This window comes from Romboutsia faecis (assembly GCF_014323405.1).
In the GTDB taxonomy this organism is placed as follows: Bacteria; Bacillota; Clostridia; order Peptostreptococcales; family Peptostreptococcaceae; genus Romboutsia_E; species Romboutsia_E faecis.
Window position 1 is genome coordinate 473,689 of record NZ_JACRWE010000004.1, and the last position, 19,433, is coordinate 493,121.

Consider the following 19,433-nt stretch of genomic DNA (forward strand, 5'->3'; position numbering starts at 1 on the left):
TATTATAGGGGTGATAAGGATTGAATAAATCAGCTACAGATCTAGAAAATGGAAGTGTAGGTAAATTATTATTTAAACTAGCTACACCAGCTATTATAGCTCAATTAGTTAATATCTTATACAATATTGTTGACAGAATATTTATAGGTAGAATGGAGAATGGCCAAGTCGCAATGGCTGGAATAGGAATAGCATTTCCTATAACTTTGTTAGTAACGGCGTTTAGTGCTCTTATAGGTATGGGCGGGGCACCTCTTGTTGCTATAAAAATGGGAGAAAAGAATAATGATGGAGCAGAAAAAATACTAAGTAATAGTTTTTCTGCTTTGTTAATTATATCTTTAACACTAACAATAGTATTTCAAATAACTAAAGAACCAATACTATGGGCCTTTGGAGCAAGTGATGCAACTATTCAGTATGGTACTGATTATTTAGGGATATATCTTATAGGAACAGTTTTTGTACAAATTGCTATGGGTATGAATCCTTTTATTAATACTCAAGGATTTGCAAAGACAGGTATGCTTACAGTAATGATTGGAGCAGTTATAAATATAATATTAGACCCAATTTTCATATTCAGGTTGGATATGGGAGTTAAAGGAGCTGCTTTAGCCACTATTTTATCTCAAGGAGTATCAGCAATATGGGTATTATGTTTTTTATTCGGGAAAAAAAGTATATTAAAGATTAGGAAAAAGTATATTATTCCAGAATTAAAAACAATTTTACCGGTAATGGCTTTAGGTGTTGCACCTTTTATAATGCAAAGTACAGAAAGTTTGGTTCTTGTATCATTAAATAGTCAATTACAGAAGTTTGGAGGGGATCTAGCTGTTGGAGCTATGACTATAATGAGTAGTATCTCTCAGATAATAATGTTACCAACTATGGGATTAGGTCAAGGTGCTCAACCTATTATGAGTTATAATTTTGGAGCAAAGAAGATAGATAGAGTAAAGAAAACATTTAAATTAACTCTTATAAGTTGTCTTGCATACACATCTTTGATGTATATAATACTTATGTTTATACCAGAATTCGTAGTAGGTATATTTAATAATGATCCAGCATTGATGGAAATAACTACTTGGAGTATAAAGATATACTTTGCAGGAATATTTATGTTAGGCGTACAGACTTCATGCCAACAAACATTTTTAGCGCTAGGTCAAGCTAAAGTTTCATTATTCTTGGCTTTACTTAGAAAGGTAATTTTATTAGTTCCATTAATATTTATATTACCAATTATATTAAAAGATAAATTGTTTGGTGTTTTACTAGCAGGACCTATAGCGGATATAACAGCATGTCTTACAACTTTAATTTGTTTTATAATATTTTATAAGAAAGTCTTATCTTCAATTGATAAAAATAATTTGGATAGTAAGACATTAATTGATGTTAAATAAAAATAAAATAAATAATTATAGAGCATTTTTTGTTGAGGAAATCATATATTTTATATAAATTAATAATTTATATAAAAGGAGATGATTTGATATAAATTATTATGAAGAATTTGAAATAGATAATAGGTTAAAACAAATAGGCATAGAAAGTGATAAATTAGATCTAATATACGAACTTGTAAGTGAAATAATAAGTGCAAAAGATAAAGCTTTAGACATTATAGTAGGCTTATATAGATATAAAGGGATTGAATTTGAAGATGAAGAGAAAATAGAATTATCAAAAGAGTTAACGACTCAAATTAAAGATAAGGTAATTGAATATGTTTATTCAAATGATAATGCTACTTATAGCGAGGCTATGATAGTTATAAACTATTTTTTATTACAACTTTATAGAGGGATAGGGTTAAGCGTAGAAGAAGTTGTATATGATCCTTGTAAAACACAATTTCTTATGGAAAATGAATTATTTGAAAGTGGAGGAGAAATAACTAGCAGAATAGAATTATACAATAGCTTAATAAATCCTATAAAAGAATCAATTAACACTCTTGTAAATTGTATAAAAAGTATTTACAAGGCAAATAACTTGATTTTTAAAGAAGAAGAAGAAAAAATAGTTTCTGAGAGCTTAGTTTATGAATTATCTGATATTTTAATTCATTATATTTACACAGATGATGATGCAACCTATAAATCTTCAATAGATAAAATCAATGAATATATGGTTGAGTTTATAGGAAGATTTATTAAAATTAAAGATGATAATGAACACTTATAATAAAAAGGTGTGTATTTTCATTGATACGCACCTTAAATTATGATTATGTATGAATATGAATATCTCTGAGCTAGATTTGTATAAGAATACAATTTAGTTTAGAGAATTTTTAATGTACAAATTATTATTAAAACATTAAGGGGGAAAATCATATGGTAAAAGATATGACAATCGGTAATCCTACAAAGCTAATTTTATCATTCTCAATGCCATTACTCATAGGTAATGTATTTCAACAATTTTATAACATGGTAGATACTATGATAGTAGGACGATTTATAGGGGTAGAAGCATTAGCAGCATTGGGGGCAACAGGATCATTAAATTTTTTCGTGATAGGATTTATTATAGGTATAACAAGTGGATTTGCTGTACCTATAGCTCAAAGTTTTGGAGCAGGAGAAGAAGAAAAACTTAGACACTATGTAGCTGTTTCATCATACTTATGCACAATCTTTTCTATAGTCATAACTTTAGTTATGATTTTTTCTGTGAAAAGTATTCTAACAATAATGCAGACTCCAAGTGATATATTTGAAAGTGCGTACAGTTATATAAAAGTTATTTGCGGAGGAGTTACAGCAACTATATCTTATAATATGCTTTCGAGTATACTAAGGTCTTTAGGAGATAGTAAGACTCCATTATATTTTTTAATTGTTGGGTCTATATTAAATGTAATTTTAGACATAGTATTGATTGTTAATTTTAAGATGGGTGTAGCAGGAGCTGCTTATGCAACGGTTGTTTCTCAAGCGGTATCAGCAATTTTATGTTTAATCTATATGTCTAAAAAATTTAAGATATTAAAATTTAAGAAAAAAGATTTAGGGTTTGATTTAATGACATCAATGAAACTATTAAAAATAGGAATGCCTATGGCATTACAATTTTCTATAACTGCATCAGGATCTATGATACTTCAAGGTGCAATAAATTCATTTGGTTCAACTGTAGTGGCAGCATACACTGCAGCATCAAAGGTAGAACAAGTTTTAATGCAACCGGCTATAACACTTGGAACAACAATGGCAACATATACAGGACAAAACTTAGGTGCAGAGAAATATGATAGAATAGAAGATGGTATAAAAAGAAGTGTTAGAATATCTATAATATTTAGTATAATAGCAGGCATAATAATAGTAGTATTTGGTACAGATATTGCTAAATTATTCATATCAGTAGAAGCACCGGAAGTTATGAAAGCTGCAAAACAATATTTAAACACAGTAGCGTTATTCTTTATACCTTTAGGGTTATTATTTGTATATAGAAATGTATTGCAAGGGATGGGAGAAGGTATAACTACTATGTATGCAGGTATAAGCGAGTTAGTAGGAAGATTAATTGTAGGTTTCTTTTTATCAAAGTATTTAGGATATACAGCGATTTGTTTAGCAGGGCCAGCAGCTTGGATAGCAGCTGCTGTGTTACTTGTAATTTTTTATTATAAGAAAGCCAAGACTTTCAACTTAAATGAATCTTGTGAAGAGATGTATATAAATTAAGTAAATTATTAAAGTAATATAAAATATATCATAACGATGAAATAAAGGGGCTGAAATATAAACTAATTTAAACTAGTTTATATTTCAGCTTTTATAATAATGGGTATAACTGTAAATATGATAAATCAAAATAAGCAACTTTAAGGAGTAGAAAATGAATTATAATAAAATAGTAAAAGCAAAGTTCATAGAAAGACCAAATAGATTTATAGCATATTGCGAAGTAGATGGAAATATAGAAAAAGTACATGTTAAAAATACAGGAAGATGTAGAGAACTTCTGATACCTGAGTGTACAGTATATTTAGAAGAAAGTGATAATCCAAATAGAAAAACAAAATATTCATTAATTTCAGTTGAAAAGGGAATAAGGTTAATAAATATGGATTCTCAAGTTCCTAATAAAGTAGTTTATGAGGGATTAAAAAATAATAAAATTAAACTTCCAGGAATAAATGAAGAAATAACCTTAATAAAAACAGAAAAAACATATGGAAGCTCTAGATTTGATGTTTACTTAGAGGCAGGAGATAAAAAGGCATTTATAGAAGTAAAGGGAGTTACATTAGAAGAAAATGGTATAGTTAAATTTCCTGATGCTAAGACTGAAAGAGGAGTAAAGCATATAAATGAACTTATTGAAGCTAGAAAAAATGGATATTACTGCTACATATTGTTTTTAATTCAGATGGATAATGTTATTTATTTTACACCAAATAATGAAATGCACAAGGAACTAGGCGATGCATTAATAGAAGCTAAAAAGAATGGCGTTGAAGTTTTAGCTTATGATAGCATAGTTAATGTAGATTCTATTATAATAAATAAAAATATAAAAGTTGTTCTTTAAAATTATGTTGCATCTGAATAATTAATTAGATACTATTTAAGTGTACATATAGTGTAAATTTATTAAATATAAATTTATTTATAAAGAAGGAAGGTTATAAGCCTCCTTCTTATTTTTTATAACTTTTATTCAAAATATTGTAAGAAATATATAAGTATTTAAAAATATTAATGGTATAATATTTATTAAGAGATTATATTTAGAAGATAAAGATACGAAAGGATGCATAACCATGACAAATGAATTATCGATGAAAGACTTATTAGAGCAACAGGAACAAGCTTTTAGCGAAGTAAAAGTAGGAAAAACTATAACTGCTAAAATAATCAAGGTTACACATGATGAAGTTGTATTAGACTTAGAATATGGCTTTGATGGTATAGTACCAGCAGAAGAATTAAATATAGAAGGCAATATGAACATAGAAGAAGTATATAATGTAGAAGACGAAATAACTGCAGTTATACAAAGAGTTAATGAGAAAGATGGAACAATAAGACTATCAAAGTTACAAGCAGATAGAAAAAATGATCTAGCACAAGTAACTAAAGCTCACGAAGAACATAGAATAATAACAGTAAAAGTAGAAAAAGCTATAGAAAGAGGAGTATTTGTAAAATATAGATCAATAGAATTATTTATGCCAATATCTCAAATAGATACTAAGTTTGTAAAAGATACTAAAGAATATGTTGGAGCAAACTTAGAAGTTTATGTAATAGAATTAGATGCTAAAAAGAATAGATTTGTAGTAAGTCATAGAGAAGTACTACAAGAGCGTATTAATAAAGAAAGAGAAGAAAGAAGAGCTAGAATACAAGCGGAAAAGGAAGCTGAAAGAGCAAGAGTTAAGGCTGAAAGAGATGCTGAAAAAGCTAGAATAAAACAAGAAAAAGAAGATTTATTCAACTCTTTAGAAGCTGGTCAAAAAAGACACGGTAAAGTTACGAAAATAATGTCTTATGGTGCATTTGTTGATCTTGGTGGATTAGAGGGATTAGTTCATATAAATAACTTATCTTGGAAGAGAGTAGAGTCTGTTGAAGATATGTTACAAGAAGGGCAAGAAGTAGATGTTTACGTTTTAGATGTAGATGCAGAAACTAGAAGAATAGCATTAGCACTAAAAGACATAAATAATGATCCATGGCAGTTAATATCTGAAGATGTATATGTTGATGATCTAATAACTGGTAAGGTTGTAAGAATAATAGATAGAGGAGCTTTTCTTGAAATAAGAGAAGGTGTAGAAGCATTTTTACCAATATCAGAATTAAGTGAAGATAGAGTTGTTAAGGTAACTAATGTAGTTAATATTGATGATGAAGTTAAGGTAAAGGTTCTTAACTTTAATCCAGAAAACAGAAGAATGTTAGTTTCTAAAAAAGAAGCAGAAAAAGAGCCAGAAGAAGATTATACTGAATATTTAGAAGTTGAAGAATCTTTAGGTACTCTTGGAGATTTATTCAAAGATAAATTCAAAGGATTAGATAAGTAATAAAGTTGGGCTATTTCAAAATATATTTTTAACAGCTGCGTGTAGCTGAAAATATAAATTCACTTTCTTGCAGCTGAAAAAGGTTGTAAAAATTAGTTTATTTAGATTTTCGGCAAATGCTAAGTTAAATAATATTTATTTTGAAGTAGCCAATTTTTATATCAAAATATAAATACAGATAGGAGATTATTATGAAAGCAATACTAGATTTACATACACATACATTAGCTAGTGGACATGCATATAGTACTATAAAAGAGAATATAGAGTTTGCTAAAAAACATGGCATAAAATACTTAGGTGTATCGGATCATGCTTGCACTATGCCTGGAGGACCACATCCATTCTACTTTCAAAATTTAAAAGTTATACCTAAAGAAGTAGATGGTATTAGGGTGCTTAAAGGTATTGAAGGCAATATAATTGACTTTGATGGGAATTTAGATATAAGTGAAGATATATCTAAAGGTATAGATTATATAATAGCTAGTTTACATAATCCTTGTATAGATCCAGGTTCAGAGGAAGAAAATACAAATGCAATTTTAAATGCCATGAATATAGATAAAGTAAAAATAATAGGTCATCCAGATGATAATAGATATACTCTTGATTATGAAAAAATTGTTTTAAAAGCAAAAGAAAAAAATATATTACTAGAAATTAATAATTCTTCATTAAATCCAAACTCATTTAGAGAAGGGGCTGCTGAAAATCTAACTAGAATGCTTAAACTTTGTAAAGAGAATAGAGTTAGAGTAGTAATGGGAACAGATTCTCATATATGTTATGATATAGGTAAATTTGAAAACTGTGAAAAGCTATTAGAGGAAGTTGATTTTCCAATAGAGCTGGTTATAAATTATCATGAAAATGAAATAGTAGATTTTTTTAATATGGATTTTGCGGCAGTTATATCTAAGTAATAAATAATAGGAATAAAAATATAGAAGGGAATGCTCAAAATAGATAATTTATTTTGATACATACTCTTCTATTTTAGATTAAAAACTATATTTTAAATAATCTTTATTTAAGAGTACAAATTTAATAAATAGAAATATTCCAAATGAAAATAAGATAAGCCCGATTAATAAAGCAGACATTGCAATATCTTTTGTCATAAATATAGATGAACTAGATGAAAAGTTCATTTGAGGAAGAATGCTAATTAAATTATTAGTAAAATGAGTTAAAATTGGAATTAGAATGTTTTTATATTTAATGTATAAAATGCAGTTTGCTATAGCAAACATAATAGCACCAATAACAGCAAGCTCTATATGAAGAATGCCAAAGATAAATGAAGAAACAAGCATAGAAATTACTGTACTAAAATATCTAGACATTCTTTTAAAAAATATAGCTCGAAATAAAAGTTCTTCTACTAAAGGAGCGCTAATTGTTACTAATAAAAAATATAAGATAAACTTAGAAAGAGTAGTGACGTTATTGTTGTCGCTATTGAGCATAATGTTTAAATTATCTGGATTAATAAAGTAGAGTATTCCTACTAAAAGGAGAACAGAGCCTAGACTGATAGATAATTGTGTTATAACAACGTTAATTACTTCAGAGAATTTTACTTTACGTAAAAAATCTTTAAATAATTCACTAACTTTATCTTTAGAAGTTCTAAACATAAATAATAAAAACATAAACATGATGATATTGCTGCATAAGGATAAAAAGTTATAATTATCTGAATACGGTAAGTTAAAATCAACTATTATAGAAGGTATTATTATTGAAAATAGAATAAATAGTATGAATGCCTTAAATAGTTTTACTTCTTTAAATCCAAAATAATTATTCATAATACCACCCCTCATACTAAAATATATTTGAGGGGAGAGTTTTAAATGTATTAAATTATAAAATCTAGACTAAAATTTATTTAAACATAAAAAGAAATGAAATATTAATTTAGGGGTGATAAATATGAAGTACAAAGTTGTAAAAAAACAAAATGGTAGTAAAAGATGTATTGTATGTGGAGAAGAGAATGAACTAGGATTAAAAGCATCTTTTTACGAATTAGAAAATAATGAACTAGTAGCTATTTGTAAAACTAAAGACTGGCATCAGAGCTATCCCGGCAGAGTACATGGAGGTATGTCAGCATCATTATTAGATGAAACAATAGGACGAGCTATAAGTATAAATGATCAAACTATATGGGGAGTAACGGTATCCTTAGAATTGAAATATAGAAAACCTGTACCAACGGACTGTGAAATAAAGGTAGTTGGTAGGATAACAAAAGAAAATAGAAGAATGTTTGAAGGAAGTGGAGAAATTATATTACCAAATGGAGAAGTTGCAGTAACAGCAACGGCTAAATATATGAAGCTTCCAGTAGATAAAATAGTTGAAGGTGATTTTATAGAGGAAGAGTGGATTGAGGTAAACGATAAAGAGAAAGTTGATTATATAGAATACTAATAATACTTTACATATGATTTAATAAATGTTATTGAGCATGATAGAAAGAATATGACAAATAACTATAAGATTAAAAGGAATATTAAGTCTTATTATTTATATAATAAAATTCAGTTAGAAAAAATAAATATTATATAATAAATCAACTATAAAATTGACATAATTAGTCTTAAAACATACTATAAATATTAAAATATTAAAACTAAATTAGATTATTATTCTAAAGAAAGGAGGCTTATTATGAGCAAGAGGTTATTTATACCTGGTCCGATTGATGTTAGTCAAGATATACTAGATTGTATGTCTACTCAAGTAATAGGTCATAGAGGAAAAGAAGCGTCTCAATTGCAACAAGACATAAGTGAAAAATTACAAAAGTTATTTTATACAAATAGTACAATACTTTTATCTACATCCTCCGGAACTGGATTAATGGAAGGAGCTATACGATCCTGTACATCAAAAAGAGCAGCTGTGTTTTCTTGTGGTTCATTTGGTAACCGTTGGTATAAAATAGGTATTTCTAATATGATACCAGTGGATTTGTTTGAAGTAGATCTAGGGCGGGCTATAAGTCCTGAAATGGTTGATAAGGTGCTTTCTACCGGAAAATATGATTTAATAACAGTAACTCATAATGAGACTTCTACGGGAATAAGAAATCCAATAGAAGCTATTGGGGAAGTTGTTAAAAAATACAATGATATAATTTACTGTGTAGATGCAGTAAGTTCAGCAGGTGGAATAAAAATAGAGGTTGATAAGCTAGGAATAGATATATGTATAACATCAGTGCAAAAAGCATTAGGCTTACCGCCAGGAATGGCAATCTGCACATTTTCCAATAAAGCAGTTCAACGAGCTAAAAAAGTACCTTATAGAGGGACTTATTTTGATTTATTAGCAATGTATGAATACATTGTAAGCAAAAATTATCAATACCCTTCAACTCCATCCCTTTCACATATGTTCGCTTTAAACTTCCAATTAAACCAAATCTTAAAAGAAGGCCTAGAAAACCGATTTGCTAGACATGAAGATATGGCTAGAATAGTTAGAAATTGGGCTAGAGAACACTTCCAAATTTTTACTGATGAAAATTATTTATCTAATACTCTTACCGTAATAAAGAATACCAAAGGTATAAGTGTATCTAATTTAAATAAAGAATTACAAAAATATGGCTATGAAATAGCAAATGGCTATGGAGGCCTTAAAGAAAAGACTTTTAGAATCTCTCATATGGGTGATTACACAGTAGATGATGTAAAATCTTTATTGAAAAATATCAATGAAATATTAGGATTTAAAACAGATTTAAGTTTATTATAGATAACTAAAGATAATTTTAAATAGATAATGCATACACGGTAAAATAATAAATTGGGAGGTATGAAAATGTATAATATATTGATTACAGATGGTGTGAATAGGGATGCAATAGAAAAACTAAGAAAGTTAAATTTTAATGTTATAGATGAGTATTATGATGGATTAGAGTTAGGAGAAAAACTTAAGTATGTGGATGCTTTGGTAATAAGATCTAAAAATAAAATTACTAAAGAGATAATAGATAAAGCTTGTGAGGGCAATAGATTGAAATTGATAATACGATCAGGTGTAGGTATTGATAATATAGAGGTTGAGTATGCACAGAGTAAGGGAATAAAAGTAATGAATACACCATGTGGAAGTACCGTTTCAGTTGCAGAACTTACTATAGGTCAAATAATTACAATTGCTAGATTTGTAAACCTTTCAAATGTAAGAATGAGAGAAGGTAAATGGGAGAAGAAACAATATATAGGCACTGAAATATTTGGAAAGACTTTAGGAGTAGTAGGTATGGGTAGAATAGGGAAAGAAGTATCTAAAAGGGCAGTGGCAATGGGGATGAATATAATATATTATGATATTTTAGGTAAAATGGATGTCCCTTCTAAGTATATATTTTGTGAATTTGAAGAAGTATTAGCAAATGCTGATTTTTTAACTATTCATATACCTTATGAAAAGGAAAAAGGCTATTTAATAACTGAAAAAGAAATAAATAAAATGAAAGATGGAATATATCTAATAAACCATGCTAGAGGAGGATTAGTTTGTGAGAAGGACTTAATAAAGGCTTTAGATAGTGGGAAAATAAAAGCAGCAGCATTAGATGTATTTGAATCAGAGCCTAATATTAACTTGAATCTAGTAAGTCACCCTAGAGTTTCTCCTACACCACATATAGGTGCTTCAACATTAGAAGCTCAATGTAGAATAAGTTCAGAAATAGTTGATATAATAATTAGTTACTTTAAAGAGGACCAGAATGATAAAGATATAAGAGTAGCGCTATAGTCACTAGTTAGATAAAGGAGGAGAACTATGGCCATAATAAAACCATTTAAGGCGATAAGGCCGACTAATGAAGTTGTAGAAAAACTTGCAGAATTACCATATGATGTTATGGATAGAAACGAAGCTAAATTTATGGCATGTAATAATGAATATTCATTTTTACATATCGATAGAGCAGAAATAGATTTGCCGGATAATATAGATGAACATGATGAAAAAGTATATTTAAAAGCAAAAGAAAATTTAGATAAATTTAGAAAAAATAAGATCTTAATAAAAGAAGAGAATGAATGTATCTATATTTATAGAGAAACAATGAATGAAAGAAGTCAGATTGGAATAGTTGCATGTGTATCTATAGAGGATAGTTTAGATGGAGTAATAAAAAAGCATGAATATACTAAGTCAGATAAAGAATTAGATAGAACAAATCATATAAGGTATTGTAATGCAAATACAGGAACAATACTTGTTACTTATAGAAATAGGGAAGCTATAAATAATATAATAAGTAATTATATAGATATAGAAAAGCCACTTTACGATTTTTATACTAATGATAATATTCATCATACTGTTTGGAGGATTTATCAAGAAGAGGTTATAAATAAAATTGTATCAGAATTTAAAAAAGTACCATACTTATATATAGCAGATGGACATCATAGAGCAGCTGCTGCAGAGAATATAGCTAAAGAGATGAGAAATAAAAATAAATGTTATACAGGTGAAGAAGAGTTTAACTACTATTTAGCAATGATATCTCCAGACAAAGATTTAGAGGTATTAGATTATAATAGAGTAGTAAAAGATTTAAATAATTTAAGTGAGGTTGAATTTATAAGCAAAATAAAAGAAAATTTTAAAGTTATAGAATTGAATGGAGAATTATATAAACCTAATAAAAAGGGAAGATTTGGAATGTACTTAAATTCCAAATGGTATGAACTAAAGGCTAATGAAAATTTATTAACAAATACAGATATAGTAAAGCGTTTAGATGTTAGCATACTTCATGATTATATAATAAAGCCTATTCTTGGAATTGATGATCCTAAAAATGATAAGAGAATAGATTTTGTTGGAGGTATCAGAGGGATTAAAGAGCTAGAAAGAAGAGTAAATGAGGATATGAAAGTTGCATTTTCTATATATCCGACAAGTATAGAAGAATTAATGATGGTAGCTGATGAAAATAAAATAATGCCTGCAAAATCAACTTGGTTTGAACCTAAAGTAAGATGTGGTTTATTTTTACATGAAATATAAAATAGATAGGGTATTTCAAAAATATATTTAATTTTAAAGAATATTTGAAATATCCTTTTTTATTGTAAGAATATTGATCAATTAATAAGTACAATTTACATGATAGATGCGATGTTAGAAATTAGAATTTTTATTTTGAGTTATATTGAAAATTAAGGTGTACGAAGGTGTAATTTGATAGTATACTAATAATTGTTTGATTAGTAAAACTTTTATTAAATATAATATTGTAAGATAGGGGGATAGTATGGAAAATCTTTTATCACAGTTAAGTAATATTACAATTATATTATCTAATATAATTTGGCCATTATTTATACCGTTCTTATTGCTAGTAGGAATTTATATATGTGCTCAGGTGTTATTAAATATAAAATCTTTAACAACTGAAAAATGCAAATTTAATATTTTACACATTATACCTCAAGCATCAGTATCATTAGGTGCTATGATGGGAACCGGAATTATAATTGGATTTCTAGGAGCGCTAAGCACTTTATATATGGGAGGACAAGTATATGTAGAAGGTGTTGCCTTATGGGCATTGTTGGGATCTTTAGTTTTAATACCAATTTCGTATTGTGAAACGTTAATAGCAAAGATTGTTAATATGACTCCTAGAGAATATATAGCAAAGTTTATATCTAAAGATGCATCAAAAATTTATGTAGTATCACTAACCCTTTTGTATGTTTTTGCTATAGGTGGAGTTCAATTTAGTGGAATGGATGCTATAATAATAACTACTTTAGATAAGGTAGCAGGAATACAAATCAATGAACTACAAAGATATTTATTTATAATTATTCCGATTATAGGAATTTTAGCTATTGTTACATTAAGAAATAGGCAAGATGTATTTATAAGGTCTATGATAAGCATGATATTAATTGCTTCTATAACTTATTTTGTATTCTTTGGAATATTTCTAAGTAAAACTTATGATTATCTTCCAATATTTATTAATAAAATGGTTATTGGATTTACAAATCCAGTTAGCATGTTATTTGGAATACCATTAGGCCTTATATTCGGAATGCAAAGAGTTATACAAATTGCAGAACCGGGTCTTGGAACATTAGCGCTTGCTGCTACGAAAACTGATTTAAATCCTAGAGTTTCGGCATTAATATCGGCAGTAATGACTACTTTTCTTGTAGTTGTATCAGTACTAGTAACTTCATACATAGCTTCATATGGATTAAATCAAGATATTATATCTTTTGAAGAAGGTAGTTTACAAAGGTTAGTCTCTTACTTTGAAACTGTAATAAGTGTAACAGGCGGATTTGGTTTAATAGTATTGTTTATATTTATAATTTTATCGGGGATGACTACCTTATTAGGATCTTATTATCTCTTAAGTCAAACAAGTAAAGGTATATTCAAAAATAAAAAGATTACATACCTAGGCCTTTTAATATTTGCAGGGGTTTTAGCTGTATATAAATTTGAAATTTTATTTAACTTATTAAATATATTGTTATTTATTCCTACATCATTAAATATAGGTGCGTTAGCTATGTTTGTTGAATTTGAATGGAGCAAATACAAAATAAAGGAAAATAGAATACAAAAAGTTGCATAAGAAAATCGAGATACATATCTCGATTTTTTTTATAATATATGATAAAACTAAATTAGCAATAAGATATTTTGATATACTTCTATAAATTACCTCTATAAGCATATTATTCTTAGAAATAAATCTTATTTTATGATATAATTATACATTAGAGTTAAAAATAGATTTATAGATGAATTAAAAAAGATAGAATAAATTTTAAGATAGATTAAGCAGGTGATTATATGGAAAATAAATTTTTACCAATATGCAAGCAAGATATAATAGATAGAGGTTGGGACCAACTAGACTTTGTATTAGTTACGGGAGATTCTTATGTTGATCATCATAGTTTTGGTACAGCAATAATATCTAGAGTACTAGAAAATGCAGGATACAAAGTAGGTATAATAGCGCAACCAAATTGGAAATCAACAGATGATTTTATGAAACTAGGAAGACCTAGACTTGGATTCTTAGTTAACTCTGGAAATATGGATTCAATGGTAAATCATTATTCGGTTAGTAAAAAGCAAAGAGATAAAGACCTATATTCTCCAGGTGGGAAAATGGGTTGTAGACCAGATAGAGCTGTAATAGTTTACTGTAATAAAATAAGAGAAGCATATAAAGATGTTCCTGTAATAATAGGTGGTATAGAAGCGAGTTTAAGACGATTTGCACATTATGATTATTGGGCTAATAAAGTAAGAAAATCTATACTTGTTGATAGTGGAGCTGACTTATTAGTTTACGGAATGAGTGAAAAGCAAATTGTTGAAGTTGCTGATGCTCTTAATAATGGTTTTGATCCAAAATATATTAGACATATAAATGGTACATGTTATATGGTTGATAATTTAGATGAAGTATACGAAGACTACGTATTACTTCCATCTTATAAAGAAATCTGTGAAGATAAAAAGAAATATGCACAGTCTTTCAAAATGCAATATGATGAGCAGGACCCATATAGAGGTAAAGTAATAGTTGAGCCATATGGAGATAAATTTTTAGTTCAAAATAAACCTGAAAAACCTTTAAATAGAGAAGAATTGGATGATGTATATGCACTACCTTACCAAAAAACGTATCATCCAATATACAAAGAAATGGGTGGAATACCTGCGATAGAAGAAGTTAAGTTTAGTATAGTGAGTTCAAGAGGATGTTTTGGAAGTTGTTCATTCTGTGCAATAACATTCCATCAAGGTAGAGCGGTACAAAGTAGAAGTCATGAATCTATAGTAGATGAAGCTAAATATATAACTACATTACCAGACTTTAAAGGTTATATACATGATGTTGGTGGACCAACAGCGAACTTTAGACAAGAAGCTTGTAAAAAGCAAATTACAAAAGGTGCTTGTAAGCATAGACAATGCTTGCATCCAGATCCATGTAAGAATTTAAAAGTAGACCATACTGATTTTATAGATTTATTAAGGAAGGTAAGAAGCTTACCTGGAATTAAAAAGGTATTTGTACGTTCTGGAATAAGATATGATTATGTTATGGCTGATCAAGATAATAAGTTCTTAAGGGAATTAATTAAACATCATGTAAGTGGACAATTAAAGGTTGCTCCTGAACATGTTGCATCAGAAGTATTGGAGCATATGCAAAAGCCAGCGGGTAACACTTATGATAGATTTAGACAAAAGTTCTTTGCTATAAATGAACAATTAGGTATGAAACAATATTTAATACCATACTTAATGTCAAGTCATCCAGGCTCTACATTAAATTCAGCTATAGAACTAGCAGAATATTTAAGAGATACAAACTATCAACCAGAGCAGGTGCAGGATTTCTATCCAACACCAGGTACATTATCAACAACAATGTTCTATACAGGACTAGATCCACTTACTATGAAGGAAGTATATGTGCCTAAAACGAAGCAAGAAAAAGCAATGCAAAGAGCACTACTTCAATATAGAGCTCCAAGAAACTATGATTTAGTTCATGCAGCACTTGAGGAAGCTGATAGAGAAGACTTAATTGGATATGGGCCTAAATGTTTAATCAAGCCTAGAGAAGGAAGAGGATACGGATATAGATCTAACTCTAATAATAAAAACACTAAAGGTAATAATAACCAAAGAGGTAACTCATCAAGAAACTCAAAAAATAGTAAAAATGATAAGAATAATAAAAATACAAGAAATAAAAAATCACAAGGTAGTAGAAATAGCAAAAACTCTACTAATAGAAAGAAAAAAAGATAATAATAAAAATACAAGAAGATAATAATAAAGGATATGAGAGTATGTCATATCCTTTATTTAATTATAAAATGATAATTAAAATTTATGAATAATAGAACTAATAAATATCTATAAAAAAGTAAATATGAGATAGAAGAATCAATAGGATATTTATAGAAAAAATCGACCAATATTGACATTTATTTTAATTACATTTATACTAAAATTTGCGTGAATTTTAAATGTTTATAAAATAAAAATTAAAAATAGAGAGGAAAGAGAATATGGGCAAAAAATCTTCAATACAAACTATAGTTGCTATAGGTATAGGAGCTGCAGTTTTCATGATATTAGGAAGGTTTGGTTCAATACCTACAGGTATACCAAATACTAATATAGAAACTTCATATGCGTACTTAGCATTAATGTCAGTTGTATATGGGCCAGTAGCAGGTCTTTTAATAGGACTTATAGGGCACGGATTAAAAGATCTAGTATTCTATGGTATGCCTTGGTTTAGTTGGGTAATAGCATCAGGTATAGTTGGTTTAGTTATAGGTCTTTCATCAAAGAAACTAAATATAGAGGGTGGATTTGGTAAAAAACAAATAATAATATTTAATATAACTCAAATTATAGCAAATGCTATAGCTTGGTTTGTAGTGGCACCGGGATTAGATATAATAATATATGCAGAACCTGCAAATAAAGTATTTATACAAGGTATTGTAGGTGGAGTATCTAATATGATCACTGTAGCAGTACTAGGGACATTAATTTTATCTACTTATTCTAAAGTTAAGATGAAGAGCGGAAGTTTAAGAATAGAAGAGTAAGTTGTAGAAGGAGATAGGAATGAAAAGAAAGATAATAGAGTTTAAGGACTATAGTTTTCAATATAGGGTACAATCAGAGCCTACTCTTAAAAATATAAATTTAACTATATATGAAGGAGAAAAAGTACTTATAGTAGGACCTTCTGGCTCTGGTAAAAGTACTTTAGCTCATTGTCTTAACGGATTAGTTCCATTTTATTACAGTGGAAAGGTATCTGGAGAATTATTTATAGATGGTGAAAATGTAGAAAAGAAAAATATATTCGATCTATCTAAGATAATAGGGACAGTCCTACAAGATCCAGATAGTCAGTTTATAGGTTTAACAGTAGGAGAAGATATAGCATTTAAGCTTGAAAATTACTGTATAGAACAGTCTGAAATGAAATTTATGGTAAAGGAATCTGCAAAGTTAGTAGATATAGATAAAGAGCTGGAAGCATCACCTTACAAGTTATCTGGAGGGCAAAAGCAAAGAGTTACACTTGCAGGAGTAACTGTAGATGATGTTAAAATACTTTTATTTGATGAGCCTTTAGCAAGTTTAGATCCACTTACAGGTAAAAGTGCTATAGAATTAATAGATAATATAAAAGTTAAAAATAATAAAACTATGATAATAGTTGAGCATAGACTAGAGGATGTTTTACACAAAAATATAGATAGAATAATAGTTATGGATGGCGGAGAAATCATTGCAGACACGACACCAAATGAAATACTATCAACTGATATATTAAAAGAAATCGGAGTTCGTGAACCTCTATATATAGCTGCGTTAAAATATGCAAATTGTAAAATAACTCCAGAAATTAATCCTGAGAGTATAGAAAAAATAAATTTAGATAATTGTAAAGATAAGATAAAAGCTTGGTACTCAAATATAGAAGAGTCTAATATAAAGGAAGATAATTCTCCAATACTTGAAGTTGAGGATTTAAGCTTCTCATATAGTGAAGAAAAGAAGATACTTAAAAATGTTTCATTTAAGATAAACAAAGGTGATATGGCTAGTATTGTAGGTAAAAATGGAGCTGGAAAATCTACCATATCAAAATTAATATGTGGTTTTTATAAGCCTACATCAGGTAAGGTATTATTTGATGGAAGAGATATTGCAAATAAAACTATTAAAGAGCGTTCTGAAAAAATAGGATTTGTAATGCAAAATCCAAATCAAATGATATCTAAGTCGATGATATTTGATGAAGTTGCTTTTGGGCTTAGAATAAGAGGTTACTCTGAGGAAGAGGTTAAAGAACGAGTTTATAAGGTCCTTGAGATATGTGGACTGTATAAGTTTAGAAACTGGCCTATATCAGCACTTAGCTTTGGTCAAAAGAAAAGAGTTACAATAGCATCAATACTTGTTTTAAATCCAGAAGTAATAATTCTAGATGAGCCTACTGCGGGGCAAGATTTCAAACATTATTCAGAGATAATGGAGTTTTTAGTAGAGCTAAATAAACAAGGTGTTACAATAATAATGATTACTCATGATATGCATTTAATGTTAGAATACACTAATAAAGTAATCGTATTATCAGAAGGTGAAAAGATAGCAGATGATACCTCTATAAATATACTAACAAATAATAAAGTCATAGAGAAAGCTAATTTGAAGGAGACTTCGTTATATGAATTAGCTCAAAAATGTGAAATAGATGATGAGAAATCTTTCATAAAAAGATTTATAGATTATGATAGGAGGGTGAGATAAATATGAATTCAGAAATGTTATCATATATAAAGAAAGATTCTCCTATACATAAGTTAACAGGAGCCACAAAGCTTATAGTTTTTTTACTATGGGCAGTGGCAGCTATGGTAACTTACGATACTAGGCTTTTAGTAGGTATGCTTATTATAGGACTCTTAGCATTTAAAATTTCTAATATAGAATTTAAAGAAATTTCATTTGTACTTTACTTTATATTAATATTTTTACTTTTAAATGCTGTAATGATATTTGTATTTTCTCCTGAAGAAGGGGTACAAATATATGGTAGTAGAACGGTATTGTTTCATTTAGTTGGGCCGTATACAGTGACAGCAGAGCAATTATTTTATGAACTTAATGTTGTATTAAAATACTTTGCAACAATTCCTATGGCATTACTATTTATATTAACAACTGATCCTAGTGAATTTGCAGCATCTTTAAATAAACTAGGTGTCAGTTATAAGGCAGCATATTCAGTGTCAATTGCATTAAGATATATACCGGATATACAAAGAGACTATAAGGATATAGCATTTGCTCAACAAGCAAGAGGAATTGATTTATCTAATAAAGAGAAACTCTTTAAAAGAATAAAGAATGCAGCATCTATACTTATGCCTCTTATTTTTTCTAGTTTAGAAAGAATTGATAAGATAAGTATAGCGATGGAGCTAAGAGCGTTTGGAAATAGTAATAAGCGTACATGGTATAAAAGAAAAGATTTCACAAAGGATGATTATATTACGATAATATTATTCGTATTAATAGTATTATTATCTATAATATTAGTTAAAGTGAATGGTGGAAGATTCTATAATCCATTTATATAAGTTAAAGAGCTAATCTTGAAATAGTTAATTTATTTTGAGACTAGCTTTTTTTATTGAATTAATAATAATGGGCAGTTTAATAATTAACATTAATTTCATAAAAAATATATTTTTGCAATTTTAGTGAAAAGTTATGAAACAATATAAATTTT

16 protein-coding genes are annotated in these 19,433 nt (G+C 28.3%); 15 read left to right on the plus strand and 1 reads right to left on the minus strand.

Going from position 1 to position 19,433, the window contains the following annotated elements; genetic code table 11:
- The first annotated feature begins 20 nt into the window (after positions 1 to 20).
- The 6 genes from H8923_RS11290 to H8923_RS11315 all read left to right on the plus strand — a co-directional run bounded on the left by H8923_RS11290 (position 21) and on the right by H8923_RS11315 (position 6,984).
- Positions 21 to 1,415 carry an MATE family efflux transporter gene (locus tag H8923_RS11290; RefSeq protein WP_153925057.1) on the plus strand — a complete coding sequence of 465 codons (1,395 nt, stop codon included), beginning with the start codon at positions 21 to 23 and terminating at the stop codon, positions 1,413 to 1,415.
- A 361-nt stretch (positions 1,416 to 1,776) separates the two neighbouring features.
- A complete protein-coding gene (locus tag H8923_RS11295; RefSeq protein ID WP_187127918.1) occupies positions 1,777 to 2,199 on the plus strand; it encodes a hypothetical protein in 423 nt (140 codons plus the stop codon).
- Positions 2,200 to 2,351: 152 nt separating this feature from the next.
- Complete coding sequence (locus H8923_RS11300; RefSeq protein ID WP_153925062.1) at positions 2,352 to 3,710, plus strand: MATE family efflux transporter; 1,359 nt, start codon at positions 2,352 to 2,354, stop codon at positions 3,708 to 3,710.
- 154 nt (positions 3,711 to 3,864) lie between these two features.
- A complete protein-coding gene (sfsA, locus tag H8923_RS11305; protein WP_153925065.1) occupies positions 3,865 to 4,560 on the plus strand; it encodes a DNA/RNA nuclease SfsA in 696 nt (231 codons plus the stop codon).
- 232 nt (positions 4,561 to 4,792) lie between these two features.
- Positions 4,793 to 6,058: a 30S ribosomal protein S1 gene (locus H8923_RS11310; RefSeq protein ID WP_153925068.1), complete on the plus strand. Its 1,266-nt coding sequence runs from the start codon at positions 4,793 to 4,795 to the stop codon at positions 6,056 to 6,058.
- Between the two features lie 188 nt (positions 6,059 to 6,246).
- A complete protein-coding gene (locus H8923_RS11315) occupies positions 6,247 to 6,984 on the plus strand; it encodes a phosphatase (protein WP_334298848.1) in 738 nt (245 codons plus the stop codon).
- Positions 6,985 to 7,062: 78 nt separating this feature from the next.
- Here H8923_RS11315 and H8923_RS11320 read toward each other — a convergent pair whose 3' ends face one another.
- Entirely contained in the window at positions 7,063 to 7,875 is an 813-nt protein-coding gene (locus tag H8923_RS11320; RefSeq protein ID WP_172976687.1) for a CPBP family intramembrane glutamic endopeptidase, read from the minus strand.
- Positions 7,876 to 7,999: 124 nt separating this feature from the next.
- Between H8923_RS11320 and H8923_RS11325 the strand changes: the two genes are divergently transcribed.
- The 9 genes from H8923_RS11325 to H8923_RS11365 all read left to right on the plus strand — a co-directional run bounded on the left by H8923_RS11325 (position 8,000) and on the right by H8923_RS11365 (position 19,281).
- A complete protein-coding gene (locus H8923_RS11325; RefSeq protein WP_153925076.1) occupies positions 8,000 to 8,503 on the plus strand; it encodes a PaaI family thioesterase in 504 nt (167 codons plus the stop codon).
- Between the two features lie 240 nt (positions 8,504 to 8,743).
- Positions 8,744 to 9,835, plus strand: a complete 1,092-nt coding sequence (locus tag H8923_RS11330; protein WP_153925079.1) for a pyridoxal-phosphate-dependent aminotransferase family protein — start codon at positions 8,744 to 8,746, stop codon at positions 9,833 to 9,835.
- A gap of 66 nt (positions 9,836 to 9,901) precedes the next feature.
- Positions 9,902 to 10,849 (plus strand): D-2-hydroxyacid dehydrogenase, encoded by a 948-nt coding sequence (locus H8923_RS11335; protein ID WP_153925082.1) that lies wholly within the window; start codon positions 9,902 to 9,904, stop codon positions 10,847 to 10,849.
- Positions 10,850 to 10,876: 27 nt separating this feature from the next.
- Positions 10,877 to 12,118, plus strand: a complete 1,242-nt coding sequence (locus H8923_RS11340; RefSeq protein ID WP_153925084.1) for a DUF1015 domain-containing protein — start codon at positions 10,877 to 10,879, stop codon at positions 12,116 to 12,118.
- A gap of 247 nt (positions 12,119 to 12,365) precedes the next feature.
- The gene (locus tag H8923_RS11345) at positions 12,366 to 13,706 is read left to right on the plus strand and encodes a hypothetical protein (protein ID WP_153925087.1); all 1,341 of its coding nucleotides are present in this window, start codon (positions 12,366 to 12,368) and stop codon (positions 13,704 to 13,706) included.
- A gap of 221 nt (positions 13,707 to 13,927) precedes the next feature.
- Positions 13,928 to 15,913 carry a YgiQ family radical SAM protein gene (locus H8923_RS11350; protein WP_153925090.1) on the plus strand — a complete coding sequence of 662 codons (1,986 nt, stop codon included), beginning with the start codon at positions 13,928 to 13,930 and terminating at the stop codon, positions 15,911 to 15,913.
- A 263-nt stretch (positions 15,914 to 16,176) separates the two neighbouring features.
- On the plus strand, positions 16,177 to 16,728 hold the full coding sequence (locus H8923_RS11355) for an ECF-type riboflavin transporter substrate-binding protein (RefSeq protein WP_147541705.1): 552 nt from the start codon (positions 16,177 to 16,179) through the stop codon (positions 16,726 to 16,728).
- A gap of 19 nt (positions 16,729 to 16,747) precedes the next feature.
- Entirely contained in the window at positions 16,748 to 18,448 is a 1,701-nt protein-coding gene (locus H8923_RS11360) for an ABC transporter ATP-binding protein (protein WP_153925093.1), read from the plus strand.
- Positions 18,449 to 18,450: 2 nt separating this feature from the next.
- Entirely contained in the window at positions 18,451 to 19,281 is an 831-nt protein-coding gene (locus H8923_RS11365) for an energy-coupling factor transporter transmembrane component T family protein (protein ID WP_153925096.1), read from the plus strand.
- Positions 19,282 to 19,433 lie beyond the last annotated feature (152 nt).